Source organism: Streptomyces sp. NBC_01142, assembly GCF_026341125.1.
In the GTDB taxonomy this organism is placed as follows: Bacteria; Actinomycetota; Actinomycetes; order Streptomycetales; family Streptomycetaceae; genus Streptomyces.
Genome location: NZ_JAPEOR010000002.1, coordinates 633,275 through 648,074, shown reverse-complemented (window position 1 = coordinate 648,074; position 14,800 = coordinate 633,275). Strand labels below are relative to the sequence as shown.

Genomic DNA, 14,800 nt, shown 5'->3' with positions numbered 1-14,800 from the left:
GAGAATGTGACCTGCGTCTCAGTCTTGCAGCCGCCACTGACACTCAGCGGAAGGTGTTGCACTGAGCCATGTCGCCCGTGCGGTAGCCGTTGGAGAACCACTGGCGGCGCTGCGCGGCCGAACCGTGCGTCCATGTCTCCGGGGTGACCCGCCCCTGGAACTTCTCCTGGATCCGGTCGTCGCCGACCGCTGCCGCCGCGTCCAGGCCGTCCTTGATGTCCTCGTGCGTCAGGCCGGCCAGCACCGGCCGTCCGGTTCTCTCGTCCGGCGTGGTCGTCGCATGGTGTGCCCACACGCCGGCGTAGCAGTCGGCCTGGAGCTCCACCCGCACCGCGTTGCTGCCCGCACCCTGCCGCCCGTCCTGTGCCCGCTGCAGCGTGCCCATCAGGTTCTGCACATGGTGTCCGTACTCATGGGCCACCACATACGCCTCGGCGAACGGCCCGCCGCTCGAGCCGAACGTGGTCCGCAGTTCGTTGAAGAAGCCGAGATCCAGATAGACCTTGCGGTCGCCGGGGCAGTAGAACGGCCCGACCGCCGAGGTCGCGGTCCCGCAGGCCGTACCCACGCGGTTGGTGAACATGACCGTCCGGGCGTCGGTGTAGTGGCCCTGGCGCCGCCGGAACTCGGCCCGCCAGAAGTCCTGCACGCTGTTGACCACCGCGACGGTCCGGCAGTCCTCCCGGGTGTTGGCGTCCGTGCCCTTCCGGCAGGCCAGGTCTACCTCGGCCCGGGACGACACGCTCGTCGCCGGGTCGGAGTCTCCGGACGACAGCCCGAGCTGCTCGGGCCCCACCCCGAAGAGCAGCCCGAGGATCAGAGCGATGAAGCCGACGATGCCGCCGCCGACGGTGGCCTTGCCGCCGGGGATGCGGCTGCCGCGCACATCCTGGACCTCGGAAGTGTCCAGATCGGCGTCGTCGTCGAACTGCATGGGCCATCACCTCTGCTCCACAGCGGCGGCAGCCGGCCGCCCTGCGCCGAGTATTGATCAGTTCATGCGGGTACGCCCCTTTTCGTTGCCGGTCGGGTGCGAGGCCGAACGGGGGGCGCGACCGGACCCTTCCGCCGTGTCGTTCCGGCGCCCCACGCCGCCGTCCGGCGCAGCTGCGCTCTGTGCCTGCCGAGAGGGCAGTGGCGCCGAAAGCAGTGGCACCGAGGTCAGCGCGCACCGGAGAGGGGGGTGACGCCGGAGGGGGAATGCTGACCGCCGTGCCGATCGGGATGACGGGTGCGGCTGCCCGTCGCAGCCCCCGTCTCGTACTCGCCGTCATCGCGGCCCTGCTCGCCCTGCCCCTGGGGACTGTGGCCCGCCACTCCGGGTCCGCGCCCTACGGCGACCATGTCAGCGTCCATGCGCCCGGACCTCTCGCCGGGCCACGCTTTCGCTCTCTGGAACGACGGCCTGGTCACCGACACCGTCACCGGCAGGAGCGCGGGCGGTGCGGGCGGCGCCGCCCCTCGGCCTCGCCGCACGGTCGCCGCCGTCGTCATCCCGCGGCGCATCGCCGCCTACCGCACCGCGGACGGCGATCTGCGCCGGGTGCCGTCGGCCCGCCGCGGCTGCGCCTTCGAGCCTCACCGCTCCGTCCGTACGACGGGTACGCTGCTGGTTGCCCAGCCCTGTGGTGAAAGCGCCCCCGGGACCAGCGAACCGGTGGCCGTCGACGACCTCGGCCGGATCTTCCCCGGCCGCACCCCGCTGGGCAGCGCGGCCACAGGACCGTCACCGTGAGGGGGCAGCGCCCGCAGCCCCGGCGGGGGCAGCGATGAGGAGAGCGGCCGCAGCCGCGGCGGAAAAGCACTTGCCCTGCCCCGTTAGACTGGGCCGTATGGCAATTCTCCTTGTGCATTAGACGGCGTCGAAGCGTCTACGCCGAGTCGTCCTTCCGCCGTCCATACCGCCCTGGAGTTTTTCCGTGATCACCGCTTCCGGCATCGAGCTGCGCGCCGGCGCCCGTGTCCTCATCGAGTCCGCATCCTTCCGTATCGCCAAAGGCGACCGCATCGGCCTCGTCGGCCGCAACGGAGCGGGCAAGACCACCCTCACCAAGTGCCTCGCGGGTGAAGGCATTCCCGCCGGGGGCGCCATCACCCGGTCCGGCGAGGTCGGCTACCTCCCGCAGGACCCCCGCACCGGCGACCTCGACACTCTCGCCCGCGACCGCATCCTCTCGGCCCGTGACCTCGACTCCGTACTGAAGAAGATGCGCGAGAACGAGGAGCGGATGGCGAACGGCAAGGGCGCCACCCGCGAGAAGGCGATGAAGAAGTACGAGCGCCTGGAGACGGAGTTCCTCACCAAGGGCGGCTACGCCGCCGAGGCCGAGGCCGCCACCATCGCCGCCGCGCTCGGTCTGCCCGACCGGGTGCTCGGCCAGCCCCTCCATACGCTCTCCGGCGGTCAGCGCCGGCGCGTCGAGCTCGCGCGCATTCTCTTCTCGGACGCCGACACCCTTCTCCTCGACGAGCCGACCAACCACCTCGACGCCGACTCGATCGTCTGGCTGCGCGACTATCTGCGGACCTATCGCGGCGGCTTCATCGTCATCTCCCACGATGTCGACCTGGTCGAGACCGTCGTCAACAAGGTGTTCTACCTGGACGCGAACCGTTCGCAGATCGACGTCTACAACATGGGCTGGAAGCTCTACCAGCAGCAGCGCGAGGCGGACGAGAAGCGCCGCAAGCGCGAGCGCCAGAACGCCGAGAAGAAGGCCGCGGCCCTCAACTCTCAGGCCGACAAGATGCGCGCCAAGGCGACCAAGACCGTTGCCGCGCAGAACATGGCCAAGCGCGCCGAGCGGCTGCTGTCCGGCCTCGATGCGGTACGCGTCTCCGACAAGGTCGCCAAGCTCCGCTTCCCGGAGCCCGCGCCCTGCGGCAAGACCCCGCTGACCGCCGAGGGCCTGTCCAAGTCGTACGGTTCACTCGAGATCTTCACCGATGTGGACCTTGCCATCGACAAGGGCTCCCGCGTCGTCATCCTCGGCCTCAACGGCGCGGGCAAGACGACACTGCTGCGGCTGCTCGCGGGCGTCGAGACGGCGGACACCGGAGAGGTCACCCCGGGCCACGGCCTCAAGCTCGGCTACTACGCCCAGGAACACGAGACCCTCGACCCGGACCGCACGGTCCTGGAGAACATGCGCTCCTCCGCGCCCGACCTGGATCTCGTCGAGGTGCGCAAGACGCTCGGGTCCTTCCTCTTCTCCGGCGACGACGTCGACAAGCCGGCCGGTGTTCTGTCCGGCGGTGAGAAGACCCGTCTCGCACTGGCCACCCTGGTCGTCTCGTCGGCGAACGTCCTGCTTCTGGACGAGCCGACCAACAACCTCGACCCGGCCAGCCGCGAGGAGATCCTCGGCGCGCTGCGCACGTACAAGGGCGCCGTCATCCTCGTCACCCACGACGAGGGCGCGGTCGAGGCGCTCGAGCCGGAGCGGATCATTCTGCTGCCGGACGGCGTCGAGGACCTGTGGGGCGCGGACTACGCGGACCTGGTGTCGCTCGCCTGAGCCGTCCCGGGCCGCGTCGCGGCCGGGTCCTGGGCGGGTGGTGAGCGGGTCTCTGCCGTGTCCTGGCCCCGTGCCGGCCCCGTGTCGGCCGGGTGCTGGTCCGGCCCGGTGCTGATCCACTCCGTATGGATCATTCGGCCTACGGGTGATCCATCATCTGTGTGAGTGCGTCTCGTACCGCGGCGTGGCACCGGGCGAATCCTGTCGGTCCGGGCATATGCCGCACCTGTGCCCGCAGTGCGGTGCTGACCTGGCACTTCTTGCGGGAACCCGCTCGGACGTGCGAATACGCATGGGCGGAATGTCAGATTCCGCTCATGGTGACCGCCCGGCGTCCGGCAAACCCTTTCGCACCGACCTTGCCGAATGGGTGGCCAGGAAGCCCTCGAGGGGTGATCATGAGAAGTCCAGAGCGCACTTCCCATGAGGAGGCACGGGTGGCCGAGACTCTGAAGAAGGGCAGCCGGGTAACCGGCGCCGCGCGCGACAAGCTCGCGGCAGACCTGAAGAAGAAGTACGACTCCGGTGCGAGCATCCGGGCGCTGGCCGAAGAAACCGGCCGCTCCTACGGATTCGTCCACCGGATGCTCAGCGAGTCCGGAGTCACGCTGCGGGGACGCGGCGGAGCGACACGAGGCAAGAAGGCCGCTTCGGCCTGACGACCGAGGCTCTTCGGCCAACCGGTTTCTACGGTGGCCACCCGGTCGGTCGCTTGGTCGGCCGGGTGGTTACTGTGCAGTCACTTATCTTCGTTTGTACTGACTGCACCGAACCGGAGGCGCCTCATGACTTCGCTCGACTCTGTGCTCGACAAGGACGGCGTACGGCTCACCGTCGAGGACGCGGTTGCCACGGTGACCTTGACCAACCCGGACAAGCGCAACGCCCAATCTCCCGCTCTGTGGCGGGCGTTGGTGCAGGCGGGGCGGTCACTGCCGGGCAGCGTGCGGGTCGTGGTGCTGCGCGGTGAGGGCAAGTCCTTCTCCGCGGGGCTGGACCGGCAGGCGTTCACGCCCGAGGGCTTCGACGGCGAGCCGTCCTTCCTCGACCTCGCCCGCGGCTCCGACGCGGAGCTCGACGCGGTCATCGCCGAGTACCAGGAAGCGTTTACGTGGTGGCGCCGCAGTGACATCGTCACGATCGCGGCCGTCCAGGGCCATGCGATCGGAGCCGGCTTCCAGCTCGCCCTCGCTTGCGACCTCCGGGTCGTGGCGCAGGACGTGCAGTTCGCCATGCGCGAGACCAGCCTCGGGCTCGTCCCCGACCTCACGGGCACGCACCCGCTGGTCTCTCTCGTCGGTTACGCCCGCGCGCTGGAGATCTGCGCGACAGGCCGCTTCGTGTACGCGGAGGAGGCGGAGCGTATCGGCCTCGCCAATCTTGCGGTGCCCGGCGATGAACTCGACGGCTCGGTACGGGACCTGGCATCGGCGCTGCTGGCGGCGCCGCGGGACGCGGTGATCGAGACGAAGGCATTGCTGCAAGGTGCGACGGGCCGCTCGTACGAGGACCAGCGCACGGCGGAACGCGCGGCCCAGGCCCGCCGCCTGCGCGACCTGGCGGGTCTGGCGGACTGATGCTCCCACCCACCCGCCCTCTGACGGGGGGCGCGGGGTTGCCCCCACGCCCCCCGTCAGGGTGCGGCAGGTCACGACCCCGGCGGAGTGCCCCGGTCCAGGTCGCAGCACGGGCCGGCGTGTTCCCGCTCGCCCGGGCTGAATCGCAGAGCGCGCTGATCGGTCTGAATCCCTGCATCAGAGAGCCGCGCTGATCAGTACCGTTACCGGGCGGTCGTCCGTGAGCGTCGCTCTCACCGCCTCGCGGACCGCGCGAACCACGTCCAGGGGGCGGTGACCGCTCGCCGTTGCCACCTCGACACGGACATGGTCCGGGGCCAGATGCACCGCCGTGCCCAGGGTCGCCGTCAGGTGGGCGACACCGGGGGCCCGGGACGCCGCCGTGGCCGTCGGGGTCGTCGGAGTGGCGGGTCGTACCTCGGTCGGCGGAGTGGGGGCCGCTGTTTTCGGGACGGTGTCCAGCAGCTCCGTCACCCGCAGATCCACCTCCGCGAGCTCCAGCCCCAACAAGTCCACCGCGGCCGTGAACAGGGCGGCGCGCAGCGCCCACGCCGAGGCCGGCAGCGGCTCCCGCGCCGACGCCGCGAACTCCGCCTCGATGCGCAGCGGCCCCGGCGGCAGCCCGCTCGGCGGGGGCGGAACCGTGGGCGCTGCCGCCGATTCGGGATCCGCGAGGGCCAGCCTGAGCCGGCCCAGCACGGCCCCCGGCACCTGCGCCGCCGCCCGCCGCAGCACCGCATCCGCCGCCTGTTCGGTCACCCATGCCCCGTCCGCCGCCCCGCCCAGCGGAAGCAGCCTGCCAAGGCCCAGTCGTCGCCGTACCGCATCAGCAGTCGTCATTACTCAAGCCTGCCGCATTCCCGGCGCGAAATCGGGCAAGCGCACTTAATGTGGACAGCGGAGTCCACCACCGCCCGGAAAGGACGAACGGCGATGTCCGACACCGCTCAGCAGAACCGGCCCGAGCCCTCTGGCGATGCGTCGTCGGGCTCGGGCGAGCGTCTCAGGAAGCCCTCGGCCGCCAGGCGTGGCGGAGGCGACCCCGGCTCCCGTGGCCGGACCACCATCGCCGACGGCGTGGTGGAGAAGATCGCCGGCCTCGCGGCCCGTGAAGTCATCGGTGTCCATGCCATGGGCAGCGGCTTCTCCCGCACTCTCGGTGCCGTACGCGACCGCGTGCCCGGCAGCGGCGGCGGCAGGTCCAATGTCACCCGAGGGGTGAAGGCCGAGGTCGGCGAGGTGCAGACGGCCCTCGACATCGAGATCGTCGTCGACTACGGCGTCTCCATCTCCGACGTCGCCCGCGATGTCCGCGAGAACGTCGTGTCCGCCGTGGAACGGATGACAGGGCTCGAGGTCGTCGAGGTCAATATCGCGGTCAGCGATGTGAAGCTGCCCGATGAAGAGGAAGAAGAGCCGGAGCCGCGTCTCCAGTAGAGGAGTGCACGATGAGCATGGCTGTGGTCGGCATGGTGGCCGGCATGGCGCTCGGCTTCGCCGGATACTTCGGCGGCTTCGGTGCCTTTCTCCTGGTGGCCGCCTTGGGAGCGGTCGGCTTTGTGGCGGGCCGGTTCCTCGACGGCGATCTTGAACCCGGCGACTTCTTCCGGGCCCGTGACCGTGGCGACCGGCGGCGGTGACGCGCCGTGGCCGTTGAGCGTGTCGCGGCCGCCGGTCGAGGGGCGACCACCATCGCCGACCGGGTCGTGGCGAAGATCGCCGCGCAGGCGGCGCGGGAGGCTCTCGACGCCGTACCGGAGGGTGGCACCGCGCCCCGGGCCGCGGTCACGGTGCACCACGCCATCGCCCGGGTGCGCATCAGCCTGGAACTCGACTACCCCTGCGACATCGGCGGCCAGTGCGGTGCCGTGCGTCATCGAGTCGTCCAGCGGGTAAAGGCGTTGGCGGGGATGGACGTCCCCGAAGTGGCCGTGCAGGTCGAGCGGCTGCACTCCGCCCACGCGCGTCACGCGGCAAAGGGGAGGATCCGATGAGCGAGCCGGGGCCCGAGTCCGTAACACCGGGAACACCGGGAACACCGGGAAGGCCCGCACCCGCACCCGTGCTCGACCTGGACCAGTCCGAGTCGGCCGCGGCATACGAACCGGGCTCTGTCCCGAAGGACGGCGACGGCGGCAGGAACGGGCGCTTCTGGTCCGCGCGCCGGGTCCCGGCCGCGCTGCTGGCCTTGCTGGTGCTCGGCGGTGCGGGCCTGCTCCTGTACGACGTGGCGGCGGTACGGGCCGACCGCCCGGCCATGTACTGGCGTCGCGCCGCCGCGGAACACCTCGCGCAGTGGCGGCTCGACAACGTGTGGGTGCTGGTGGCCGCGGGGGCCGTGATGGCCCTCGGCGTATGCCTGATCGTCCTTGCCGTCACCCCCGGGCTGCGGGCGCTGCTGCCGATGCGCCGCCACCGTGAGGATGTGCGCGCCGGTCTCGACCGGGACGCGGCGGCGTACGTGCTGCGTGACCGGGCGATGGAGGTGTCCGGTGTGCAGTCCGTACGCGTACGGATGGGACGCACGAAGGTCTCGGTGCGCGCCCAGTCCCACTTCCGTGAGCTCGACGACGTACGCGCCGATCTGGACACCGCACTGGGCACCGGGATCAGCGAACTCGGTCTCGAGAGGCCGCCGGCCCTCGCTGTGCGTGTCGCCCGGCCGCCGGCGAAGAAGAGGTGAGACCGGGATGCTTCGGGTGGTCAATCGTGTACTGCTCGGCCTCGCCGGGCTGGCGCTGCTGTGTGCCGGCGCGGCGGTGCTCGTCCCGGGGACCGGACTGTCCGTGCCGTCCTGGTGGCCGTACTACGGGCCCCGCGATGTGCTGCTGAGTGCGGCGGACCGGGACCGCTGGCGGGACGAGAGCTGGTGGTGGCCGACGGTCATCGCCGTGCTGGCGGTGGCGGTACTGCTGGCCCTGTGGTGGCTGTTCGCCCAACTGCGCCGGTCCCGGCTGACCGAGGTCCTGGTCGACAGCGGCGACGGGGCGGGCGCGCTGTTGCGGGGGCGCGCACTGGAGGACGTCATGGAGGGCGAGGCGCAGGCCCTGGAGGGTGTGGCCCGCGCCTCCGTCACCCTCAAGGGCCGCCGCAGCACCCCGGAGGCAAGGGTGAACCTGCTGCTCGAACCGCATGTGGCGCCGGGTGAGGCGCTGACCCGCCTGACGGACGAGGCGGTGGGGCAGGCGCGGGAGTCGGCGGGGCTGGCGGCGCTTCCCGCGGAGGTGCGCCTGCGGGCGGCGAAGCACGGAGCGCAGCGGGTCAGCTGAGGGTGGGGCGGGGCCGGATGACTCACCGCTGCCCCGCCCCCGGGGCTCCTCTCGTCGCCACCTGCCCCAGCCCTGACTGTTACGTACCGTTTCGCCCCGTTTGCTGTTCCGTCAGAAGCCGTGCCGCGCGCCGCCGTCCACCGGAAACATCACGCCCGTCAGGTACGACGCCGCCGGGGACAGCAGGAACGCCGCCGTTCTGCCGAACTCCTCCGCCGCGCCGTAGCGCCGCAGCGGGATGCGGGACTCGTTCGCCGTGCGTGCCGCCTCCGCGTCGCCCGACAGGGCGTCGAGTTCGCGGACCCGGTCCGTGTCGATCCGGGCCGGGAGCAGGCCGACGACCCGGATCCCGCGCGGGCCGAGTTCGTCCGCGAGGGACTTGGCGAAGCCGGCCAGTCCCGGGCGCAGGGCGTTGGAGATCGTCAGGCCCGGGATCGGCTCATGGACGGAGCCGGACAGCACGAAGCCGATGACCCCGCCCTCGCCCAGTGCGGCCGCAGCCGTACGGGCGAGCCGTACCGCACCCAGGAAGACCGACTCGAACGCCGCCACCCACTGTTCGTCCGTATTGTCCGCGATGAATCCCGGCGGCGGACCGCCCACGCTGATCAGTACGCCGTCGAAGCGGCCGAAGTGCGCCCGCGCGGCCGCGACCAGGCGCTCCGCCACCGCCGGGTCGGCGTTGTCGGCGGCGATACCCACGGCGTTCGGGCCCAGTTCGGCGGCGGCGTCCGTGACCGTCTTCTCGTCGCGGCCGCTGATGACAACCTTCGCGCCGTCGGCGAGGAGTGCGCGGGCGGACGCGTTGCCCAGTCCCCGCGAGGCACCCGTGACGACATAGACGCGGTCCTTCAGTCCAAGATCCATGGCCCTATCCTGCCGTCTCGTCCGGGCTCAGTGCGAGGGCTGTGTTCACCAGCGCGATATGGCTGAAGGCCTGCGGGAAGTTGCCGAGCTGGCGCCCGGCCGCCGGGCCGTACTCCTCGGCGAGCAGCCCGACGTCGTTGCGCAGGGCGAGGAGCCGCTCGAAGAGATGACGGGCCTCCTTCACCCGGCCCGTCATCCGCAGCGCGTCCACCAGCCAGAACGAACAGGCCAGAAAGGCTCCTTCATCTCCCGGCAGCCCGTCGACCGCCCGGCCGGCCGTGCTGTAGCGGCGCACCAGGCCGCCGTCGGCGCCCAGCTCCTCCTGTACCGCCTCCACCGTCCCGATCACCCGCGGGTCGTCGGGCGGCAGGAATCCGACCCGCGGAATCAGCAGCGCCGAGGCGTCGAGTTCGACGGAGCCGTACGACTGCGTGAAGGTGTTCCGCTCCGGGTCGTAGCCCTTCTCGCACACCTCCCGGTGTACTTCGTCCCGCATCGTCCGCCACCGCCGCGCGTCCCCGCGCAGCTCAGGATTGTCCTCCAGGGTGCGTACGGCACGGTCGGCCGCGACCCACGCCATCACCTTGGAGTGCACGAAGTGGCGGCGCGGGCCCCGCACTTCCCACAGCCCCTCGTCCGGCTCGCGCCACTTGGACTCCAGGAAGCCGAGCAGGGTGAGCTGCAGATTCCAGGCGTGTTTCTCCGTGGACAGGCCCGCCTCCCGGGCCAGGAACATCGAGTCGATGACCTCTCCGTACACATCGAGCTGCAACTGGCTCACGGCTTCGTTGCCGATGCGCACCGGCGCGGAGCCCGCGTGACCGGCCAGCCACGGGAGCTCCATCTCGGGCAGCCGGCGCTCGCCCGCCAGGCCGTACATGATCTGCAGATCGGCCGGGTCGCCGGCCACCGCGCGCAGCAGCCAGTCGCGCCAGGCCGCCGCCTCGTCGAGATAGCCGGCTGTCAGCAGCGCGCCCAGCGTGAGAGTGGAGTCGCGCAGCCAGCAGTAGCGGTAGTCCCAATTGCGTACGCCGCGTATCTCTTCCGGCAGGGAGGTGGTGGGCGCGGCGACGATCCCGCCGGTCGGGCCGTAGGTGAGCGCCTTGAGGGTGATGAGCGAGCGGACGACGGCGTCGCGGTACGGGCCCTTGCTCCGGCAGCGCGATGACCACTCGGCCCAGTCCTCCAGGCTGTGCTCCAGCGCCTCGTGCGGGTCGATCAGCTCCGGCCGTGGTTCGTGCGAGGGATGCCAGGTGAGGACGAACGCCACCTTCTCGCCCTCGGCGACGGTGAACGACGAGCGGGTGCTCAGCTGTTGACCCCAGGTCTTGACCTCCGGCTCGCTGCGCAGCCATACGGAGTCGGGGCCCGCCACCGCCACCCGGTGGCCGTCCGAGCGCCGCACCCACGGCACGACGGAGCCGTAGTCGAAGCGGAGCCGCAGGGTGGCGCTCATCTCGACCGTGCCGCTGACGCCCTCCACGATCCGTACGACATCGGGAGCCGTGTCGCGCTGCGGCATGAAGTCGATGATCTTGACGGTGCCGGTCCGGGTCTCCCACACCGACTCGAGCACCAGCGATTCACCGACATAGCTGCGGCGGGTGCATGGGCCCGCGCCCTTCGGAGCGATCCGCCAGTGGCCGTTGTTCTCGTCGCCGAGCAGCGCGGCGAAGCAGGCCGCGGAGTCGAAGCGGGGGAGGCACAGCCAGTCCACGGAGCCGTCCATGCCGACGAGTCCGGCGGTCTGCAGATCGCCACTGAGTGCGTAGTCGTCGATACGTTGCGTCACGCATTGGCGTGTTCCCGCCAGGGGCTGCTGCTAAGCAGCAGCGGGCCAGGGGGGCCTGCGCTACGCGGGCCGACTACGCGTTTGCGGTCGCCGGCTCCGGTGCGCTCCGCGTCGCCGCTGTCTCGCGGTCGCTCTTCTCGCGGCGTACGAGGATCACCCAGCCGACGGGTACCGCCGCGGCGAACAGCCACCACTGGACGGCGTAGGCCATGTGCGCGCCGATGGACTCGTGGTCGGGGTCGGGGATCAGTTCCGGATTGCCGCCCGCAGGCTCGGGAGCGGACTGCTCCAGATAGCCGCCGAGGACGGACCGGCCCAGCGACTTCGCCTGCTGCTCGCTGCTGATCAGCATGATCTGGCGGGGTGGCAGACCGGCCAGATCCTTGATGCCGCTGGCGCCCGTCGTCTCGTCGGCCTTGAGCCGGCCGGTGACGGTCACGGTGCCCTTGGGCGCGGCCGGCACGGCGGGGAAGGCCTTCTGGTCGGCGGCGGCAGTGATCCAGCCGCGGTTGACCAGGACCGCTCGCCCGTCCGCCAGGACCAGCGGGGTCAGCACATGGAAACCGACCCGGTCGTCGGCCGAGGTACGGCGGCGTACGACGACTTCGTGCGCGGTGTCGAAGGTGCCGGTGGCGGTGACCTGGCGCCAGTAGTCGGCGCGGGGGACGGTGTGCCCGGGGGAGGTGAGCTCACTCACCGGGACCGGTGTCGCCGTGAGGTTCTTGGAGATCAGCGTGTTCTGTGTGACCCGGTGCTGGTGCCGGTGGAGCTGCCAGAAGCCCAGTTCGATCATCGCGGGGATGAGGACGAGGGCGATGAGGGTGAGGATCACCCACTGCCGGGACAACAGGAAGCGGTACACCCCATGACCGTACAACCGGGGCCACGGGGTGTGGTGACGGGGGTCGGGGGGCTCGGATCAGACTTTGTCGACGATGCCGGCCCTCCCGTCGGCGCGGGCACAGTGCCCGCCGCAGAACCAGTGGCCCTCGACCTCGACACCCTGGCCGATGATCTGGACCCGGCAGTGCTCACAGATGGGCGCCATGCGGTGAATGGCGCAGGAGAAGCAGTCGAAGACGTGCACCGCGCCCTGCGCGTGCACCTCGAAGGACATGCCGTAGTCGTTTCCGCAAACCTCGCAACGTGCCATGCGCCACAGGGTGGGACGCGAGGCGGCCGCGCGGCGAGCGGGTGGCGGGCGAGTCGCGCCGGGTTCACTCCGATGCGGGTGTCGGTGCGGGGATCGGCGACGGCGGCGTCGGTGCCGGTGTCGGTGTCGGTGCGGGACCGGCCGCGGAACCGGATGCCGGGGCCACGTCGCGCAGCAGCTGGGTGAAGGCCGCCTCGTCGATGACCGGTGTGCCGTACGACGTCGCCTTGACGGTCTTCGAGGTCGAGGCGTCCGGATCGTTGGTCACCAGCAGGCTGGTCAGCCGGGAGACGCTGGTCGCGACATGCAGCCCCGCCTCGATCGCCCGGTCCTCCAGCAGCTCGCGGTCGACGGAGGTGTCGCCCGAGAACGCCACCCGCATCCCCTGCCTGAGCCGCTCGCCCACCTCGTACCGGCCGGGATTGGGGTAGGGACAGGCCGGGCGCTTGCGCGAGGGCCGCCAGCTGTTCTGTCCGTACGAGGCCTGGTAGCCGATCCGCGGGGTCGAGGGCGAGTCCGACCACTCGGTCAGGGGGCGGCACTCGAGCAGCGGCAGCCGCACCCCGTCGCGCGCCGCGGTGTGCAGACTCGGCCGGAACGCCTCCGCCAGCACCCGCGCGTCGTCCAGGGCGTGGTGCGCCCGCTGCTGTACGACGCCGAAGTGCGCGGCGAGCGACGCCAGCTTGTGGTTGGGCAGCGGCAGCCGGAGCTCCTTGGACAGAGCGATGGTGCACAGCCGCTGACGGGTCGGCGCGGTCCGCTCCGCGCGTGCGTACTCCCGGGCGATCATCGACCAGTCGAAGATGGCGTTGTGCGCGACGAGCACCCGGCCGTCGAGCCGCTCGGAGAACTCACCGGCGATCTCGCCGAAGAGCGGTGCGCTCTCCAGCACATCGCTCGTCAGACCGTGGATCCACACCGGTCCGGGATCCCGTTGCGGGTTGACCAGGGTGTACCAGTGGTCCTCGACATTGCCCAGGGCGTCGAGGCGGTACACCGCAGCGGACACTATCCGGTCGTCGCGGGCGAGTCCGGTGGTCTCCACGTCGACGACCGCGTACCCCTGTGGGTACGCGGCCGGCCACGCTGTTGCTGCGGTCGTACGGTCGTCGAGCATGGTCACAGAGAATACGGGCCCGGACTGACAACGCCGTTCCTAAGGGGCCAGCAGGGCGGCCAGGGCGATGAACACCGTGCCCGCCGCGGCCGCGAGGAGCGAGAGCTGCATGCAGCGGTGCTTGCGCCAGGCGACCTTGGAGATGACGACGAGCTGTCGGCTGAGGGCGGGCAGGGGATCGGCTTCGCGCAGAGTTTCGACGAGTCGCTCGGGGTCCCAGTGGCGGACGTGGCCGAAGTAGATGAAGTCGGACGGGGAAAGTCGCCTTGCCTGACTTCCCTTCATTCTCGGGGCGACCACGAGCATGGCGAGAAGTATGGCCAGCCCGATCAGTGAGGTACCCGTTGCCAGAAGGGTCAGTGCCCCGGTTCTGAGGTGACCGAGGACTGCACTGGGTCCGAAGGAAAGAGTCGTGGTCAGGGCCAGTGCCGCCGATTCGATGGTCAGTGCGAAGGCAGCTTTCGTGTCCACTTTTCCGGTCCAGTCCAAAAGGGCCGCATGAATGCGCCAGGCGGTTTCCGCGCCGTGATGGCCGTGATGGCCGTGATGGCCGTGCGTCGACGCTGAATTGTTCGCGGAATCGGGCATGCGTGCCTCCTGATCGAGGGTGACATTGGGGGCGACGGGTGTTCGACTCACTTCCTATCCTGAAATCCGATGAACCGTCTGCGTCATTCGGCACACTCCAACACCACTTATTCATAGACTGTTTGACGCGTGCGATCACTCGTGGGGAGGCCGTCGTGCCAGCTGATCGTTCCGGGCAGCAGTGTCATCCGTCGTACGAACCATTTACTCCGGACGAGTTACTTCTCTTCCGGTCCGCCGGGCGGGTGCGCGCCTGGGAACGCGGTGAATCCCTCATGCGGGAGGGCGGACGCCCCGACCATGTCGTTCTGGTGCTCAGCGGCCTGGCGAAGGTGACGGCCGAGTCGGACAACGGATACACGAGCGTGCTGGCCCTTCGGGGCCCCGGCGAGCTGGTGGGCGAACTCTCCTGTCTGGACGGGACGGTGCGCTCGGCGACGGTGACCGCGATGGAGCACGTCGAAGGCGTGGTGGTGGGCGCCGACGCGTTTCTGCGTCTGCTGGGCAACCACGCGTCGCTCACCCTGGCCGTCCTGCGCAGTGTGGTGACACGCCTGCGCCAGTCGGACACCCTGCGGGCGGATCAGGGCGCCCGCTCCTCCCGGTCGGTGCTGGCCCGGGTCCTGCTGGACACGGCGGTACGCCACGGCATCGCGCCGGTGCGGCCCCCGGGCGCCCTGGAGGTGCGGATGAATCAGCAGGAACTCGCGGGGGCGGCGGGCATCTCCCGCGAATCAGTGGTGCGTTGCCTGCGCGCCATGCATACGGCAGGGCTGGTCAGCACCAGCCGGGGCCGCATTCTCGTACTCGATCTGGCCGGGGTACGGCGCTGGGCCGAGGAGGAATGAAGCACCGGCCCGGAACCGGCGAGTGCGTCATCTGACGCTGTGAGCCGAGTGCGCCGGAGCTATCCATGACG

Annotated in this window: 19 protein-coding genes; 10 read left to right on the top strand and 9 right to left on the bottom strand. The window is 70.5% G+C overall.

All coding sequences use genetic code 11. The features are described from left to right. Positions 1 to 43: 43 nt before the first annotated feature. The gene (locus tag OG883_RS20375) at positions 44 to 934 is read right to left on the bottom strand and encodes a neutral zinc metallopeptidase (RefSeq protein ID WP_266542903.1); all 891 of its coding nucleotides are present in this window, start codon (positions 932 to 934) and stop codon (positions 44 to 46) included. 227 nt (positions 935 to 1,161) lie between these two features. Further along, the gene (locus OG883_RS20370; protein ID WP_266542901.1) at positions 1,162 to 1,356 is read right to left on the bottom strand and encodes a hypothetical protein; all 195 of its coding nucleotides are present in this window, start codon (positions 1,354 to 1,356) and stop codon (positions 1,162 to 1,164) included. Here OG883_RS20370 and OG883_RS20365 point away from each other — a divergent pair. The 4 genes from OG883_RS20365 (at position 1,355) to OG883_RS20350 (ending at position 5,095) form a co-directional block, all read left to right on the top strand. Beyond that, entirely contained in the window at positions 1,355 to 1,735 is a 381-nt protein-coding gene (locus OG883_RS20365; protein WP_266542899.1) for a hypothetical protein, read from the top strand. The genes OG883_RS20370 and OG883_RS20365 overlap by 2 nt on opposite strands. A 184-nt stretch (positions 1,736 to 1,919) precedes the next feature. Then, entirely contained in the window at positions 1,920 to 3,518 is a 1,599-nt protein-coding gene (locus tag OG883_RS20360) for an ABC-F family ATP-binding cassette domain-containing protein (RefSeq protein WP_266542897.1), read from the top strand. Positions 3,519 to 3,955: 437 nt separating this feature from the next. Then, a complete protein-coding gene (locus tag OG883_RS20355; protein ID WP_006123601.1) occupies positions 3,956 to 4,177 on the top strand; it encodes a helix-turn-helix domain-containing protein in 222 nt (73 codons plus the stop codon). A 126-nt stretch (positions 4,178 to 4,303) separates the two neighbouring features. Continuing rightward, positions 4,304 to 5,095 carry an enoyl-CoA hydratase/isomerase family protein gene (locus tag OG883_RS20350; RefSeq protein ID WP_266542895.1) on the top strand — a complete coding sequence of 264 codons (792 nt, stop codon included), beginning with the start codon at positions 4,304 to 4,306 and terminating at the stop codon, positions 5,093 to 5,095. A gap of 177 nt (positions 5,096 to 5,272) precedes the next feature. Here OG883_RS20350 and OG883_RS20345 read toward each other — a convergent pair whose 3' ends face one another. Continuing rightward, positions 5,273 to 5,935 (bottom strand): hypothetical protein, encoded by a 663-nt coding sequence (locus OG883_RS20345; protein ID WP_266542893.1) that lies wholly within the window; start codon positions 5,933 to 5,935, stop codon positions 5,273 to 5,275. 93 nt (positions 5,936 to 6,028) lie between these two features. Between OG883_RS20345 and OG883_RS20340 the strand changes: the two genes are divergently transcribed. The 5 genes from OG883_RS20340 to amaP are packed head-to-tail and all read left to right on the top strand — an operon-like array spanning position 6,029 to position 8,364. After that, positions 6,029 to 6,532 carry an Asp23/Gls24 family envelope stress response protein gene (locus OG883_RS20340; RefSeq protein ID WP_266542891.1) on the top strand — a complete coding sequence of 168 codons (504 nt, stop codon included), beginning with the start codon at positions 6,029 to 6,031 and terminating at the stop codon, positions 6,530 to 6,532. Between the two features lie 11 nt (positions 6,533 to 6,543). Further along, on the top strand, positions 6,544 to 6,735 hold the full coding sequence (locus OG883_RS20335; protein ID WP_266542889.1) for a hypothetical protein: 192 nt from the start codon (positions 6,544 to 6,546) through the stop codon (positions 6,733 to 6,735). A 6-nt stretch (positions 6,736 to 6,741) separates the two neighbouring features. After that, complete coding sequence (locus OG883_RS20330; protein ID WP_266542887.1) at positions 6,742 to 7,089, top strand: hypothetical protein; 348 nt, start codon at positions 6,742 to 6,744, stop codon at positions 7,087 to 7,089. Next, positions 7,086 to 7,778: a DUF6286 domain-containing protein gene (locus OG883_RS20325; protein WP_266542885.1), complete on the top strand. Its 693-nt coding sequence runs from the start codon at positions 7,086 to 7,088 to the stop codon at positions 7,776 to 7,778. The genes OG883_RS20330 and OG883_RS20325 overlap by 4 nt, the downstream gene beginning before the upstream one ends. A gap of 7 nt (positions 7,779 to 7,785) precedes the next feature. Continuing rightward, positions 7,786 to 8,364 carry an alkaline shock response membrane anchor protein AmaP gene (amaP, locus tag OG883_RS20320; protein WP_266542884.1) on the top strand — a complete coding sequence of 193 codons (579 nt, stop codon included), beginning with the start codon at positions 7,786 to 7,788 and terminating at the stop codon, positions 8,362 to 8,364. 111 nt (positions 8,365 to 8,475) lie between these two features. On the opposite strand, the gene OG883_RS20315 is transcribed toward amaP, so the two are convergent. The 6 genes from OG883_RS20315 to OG883_RS20290 all read right to left on the bottom strand — a co-directional run bounded on the left by OG883_RS20315 (position 8,476) and on the right by OG883_RS20290 (position 13,764). Continuing rightward, positions 8,476 to 9,231, bottom strand: a complete 756-nt coding sequence (locus OG883_RS20315; protein ID WP_266542883.1) for an SDR family oxidoreductase — start codon at positions 9,229 to 9,231, stop codon at positions 8,476 to 8,478. A 4-nt stretch (positions 9,232 to 9,235) separates the two neighbouring features. Then, positions 9,236 to 11,023, bottom strand: a complete 1,788-nt coding sequence (locus tag OG883_RS20310) for a glycoside hydrolase family 15 protein (RefSeq protein ID WP_266542881.1) — start codon at positions 11,021 to 11,023, stop codon at positions 9,236 to 9,238. Positions 11,024 to 11,096: 73 nt separating this feature from the next. After that, the gene (locus OG883_RS20305) at positions 11,097 to 11,885 is read right to left on the bottom strand and encodes an SURF1 family protein (protein WP_266542880.1); all 789 of its coding nucleotides are present in this window, start codon (positions 11,883 to 11,885) and stop codon (positions 11,097 to 11,099) included. A 57-nt stretch (positions 11,886 to 11,942) separates the two neighbouring features. After that, positions 11,943 to 12,176, bottom strand: coding sequence for a hypothetical protein (locus OG883_RS20300; RefSeq protein WP_266542878.1), 234 nt, complete (start codon positions 12,174 to 12,176; stop codon positions 11,943 to 11,945). 64 nt (positions 12,177 to 12,240) lie between these two features. Beyond that, positions 12,241 to 13,299: a DEDDh family exonuclease gene (locus tag OG883_RS20295; RefSeq protein WP_266542876.1), complete on the bottom strand. Its 1,059-nt coding sequence runs from the start codon at positions 13,297 to 13,299 to the stop codon at positions 12,241 to 12,243. Between the two features lie 33 nt (positions 13,300 to 13,332). After that, positions 13,333 to 13,764 (bottom strand): Pycsar system effector family protein, encoded by a 432-nt coding sequence (locus tag OG883_RS20290; protein WP_266542875.1) that lies wholly within the window; start codon positions 13,762 to 13,764, stop codon positions 13,333 to 13,335. A gap of 272 nt (positions 13,765 to 14,036) precedes the next feature. On the opposite strand from OG883_RS20290, the gene OG883_RS20285 reads away from it, so the two are divergent. Then, positions 14,037 to 14,729: a Crp/Fnr family transcriptional regulator gene (locus OG883_RS20285; RefSeq protein ID WP_266542873.1), complete on the top strand. Its 693-nt coding sequence runs from the start codon at positions 14,037 to 14,039 to the stop codon at positions 14,727 to 14,729. The last annotated feature ends 71 nt before the right edge of the window (positions 14,730 to 14,800 follow it).

Excerpts from the sequence above, each read along its gene's own strand:
- amaP (WP_266542884.1), top strand. The coding sequence starts at position 7,786 with ATGCTTCGGGTGGTCAATCGTGTACTGCTCGGCCTCGCCGGGCTGGCG.
- OG883_RS20340 (WP_266542891.1), top strand. The coding sequence starts at position 6,029 with ATGTCCGACACCGCTCAGCAGAACCGGCCCGAGCCCTCTGGCGATGCG.
- OG883_RS20370 (WP_266542901.1), bottom strand. The coding sequence starts at position 1,356 with ATGGACGCTGACATGGTCGCCGTAGGGCGCGGACCCGGAGTGGCGGGC.
- OG883_RS20335 (WP_266542889.1), top strand. The coding sequence starts at position 6,544 with ATGAGCATGGCTGTGGTCGGCATGGTGGCCGGCATGGCGCTCGGCTTC.
- OG883_RS20365 (WP_266542899.1), top strand. The coding sequence starts at position 1,355 with ATGCGCCCGGACCTCTCGCCGGGCCACGCTTTCGCTCTCTGGAACGAC.
- OG883_RS20350 (WP_266542895.1), top strand. The coding sequence starts at position 4,304 with ATGACTTCGCTCGACTCTGTGCTCGACAAGGACGGCGTACGGCTCACC.
- OG883_RS20375 (WP_266542903.1), bottom strand. The coding sequence starts at position 934 with ATGCAGTTCGACGACGACGCCGATCTGGACACTTCCGAGGTCCAGGAT.
- OG883_RS20345 (WP_266542893.1), bottom strand. The coding sequence starts at position 5,935 with ATGACGACTGCTGATGCGGTACGGCGACGACTGGGCCTTGGCAGGCTG.
- OG883_RS20325 (WP_266542885.1), top strand. The coding sequence starts at position 7,086 with ATGAGCGAGCCGGGGCCCGAGTCCGTAACACCGGGAACACCGGGAACA.
- OG883_RS20300 (WP_266542878.1), bottom strand. The coding sequence starts at position 12,176 with ATGGCACGTTGCGAGGTTTGCGGAAACGACTACGGCATGTCCTTCGAG.
- OG883_RS20315 (WP_266542883.1), bottom strand. The coding sequence starts at position 9,231 with ATGGATCTTGGACTGAAGGACCGCGTCTATGTCGTCACGGGTGCCTCG.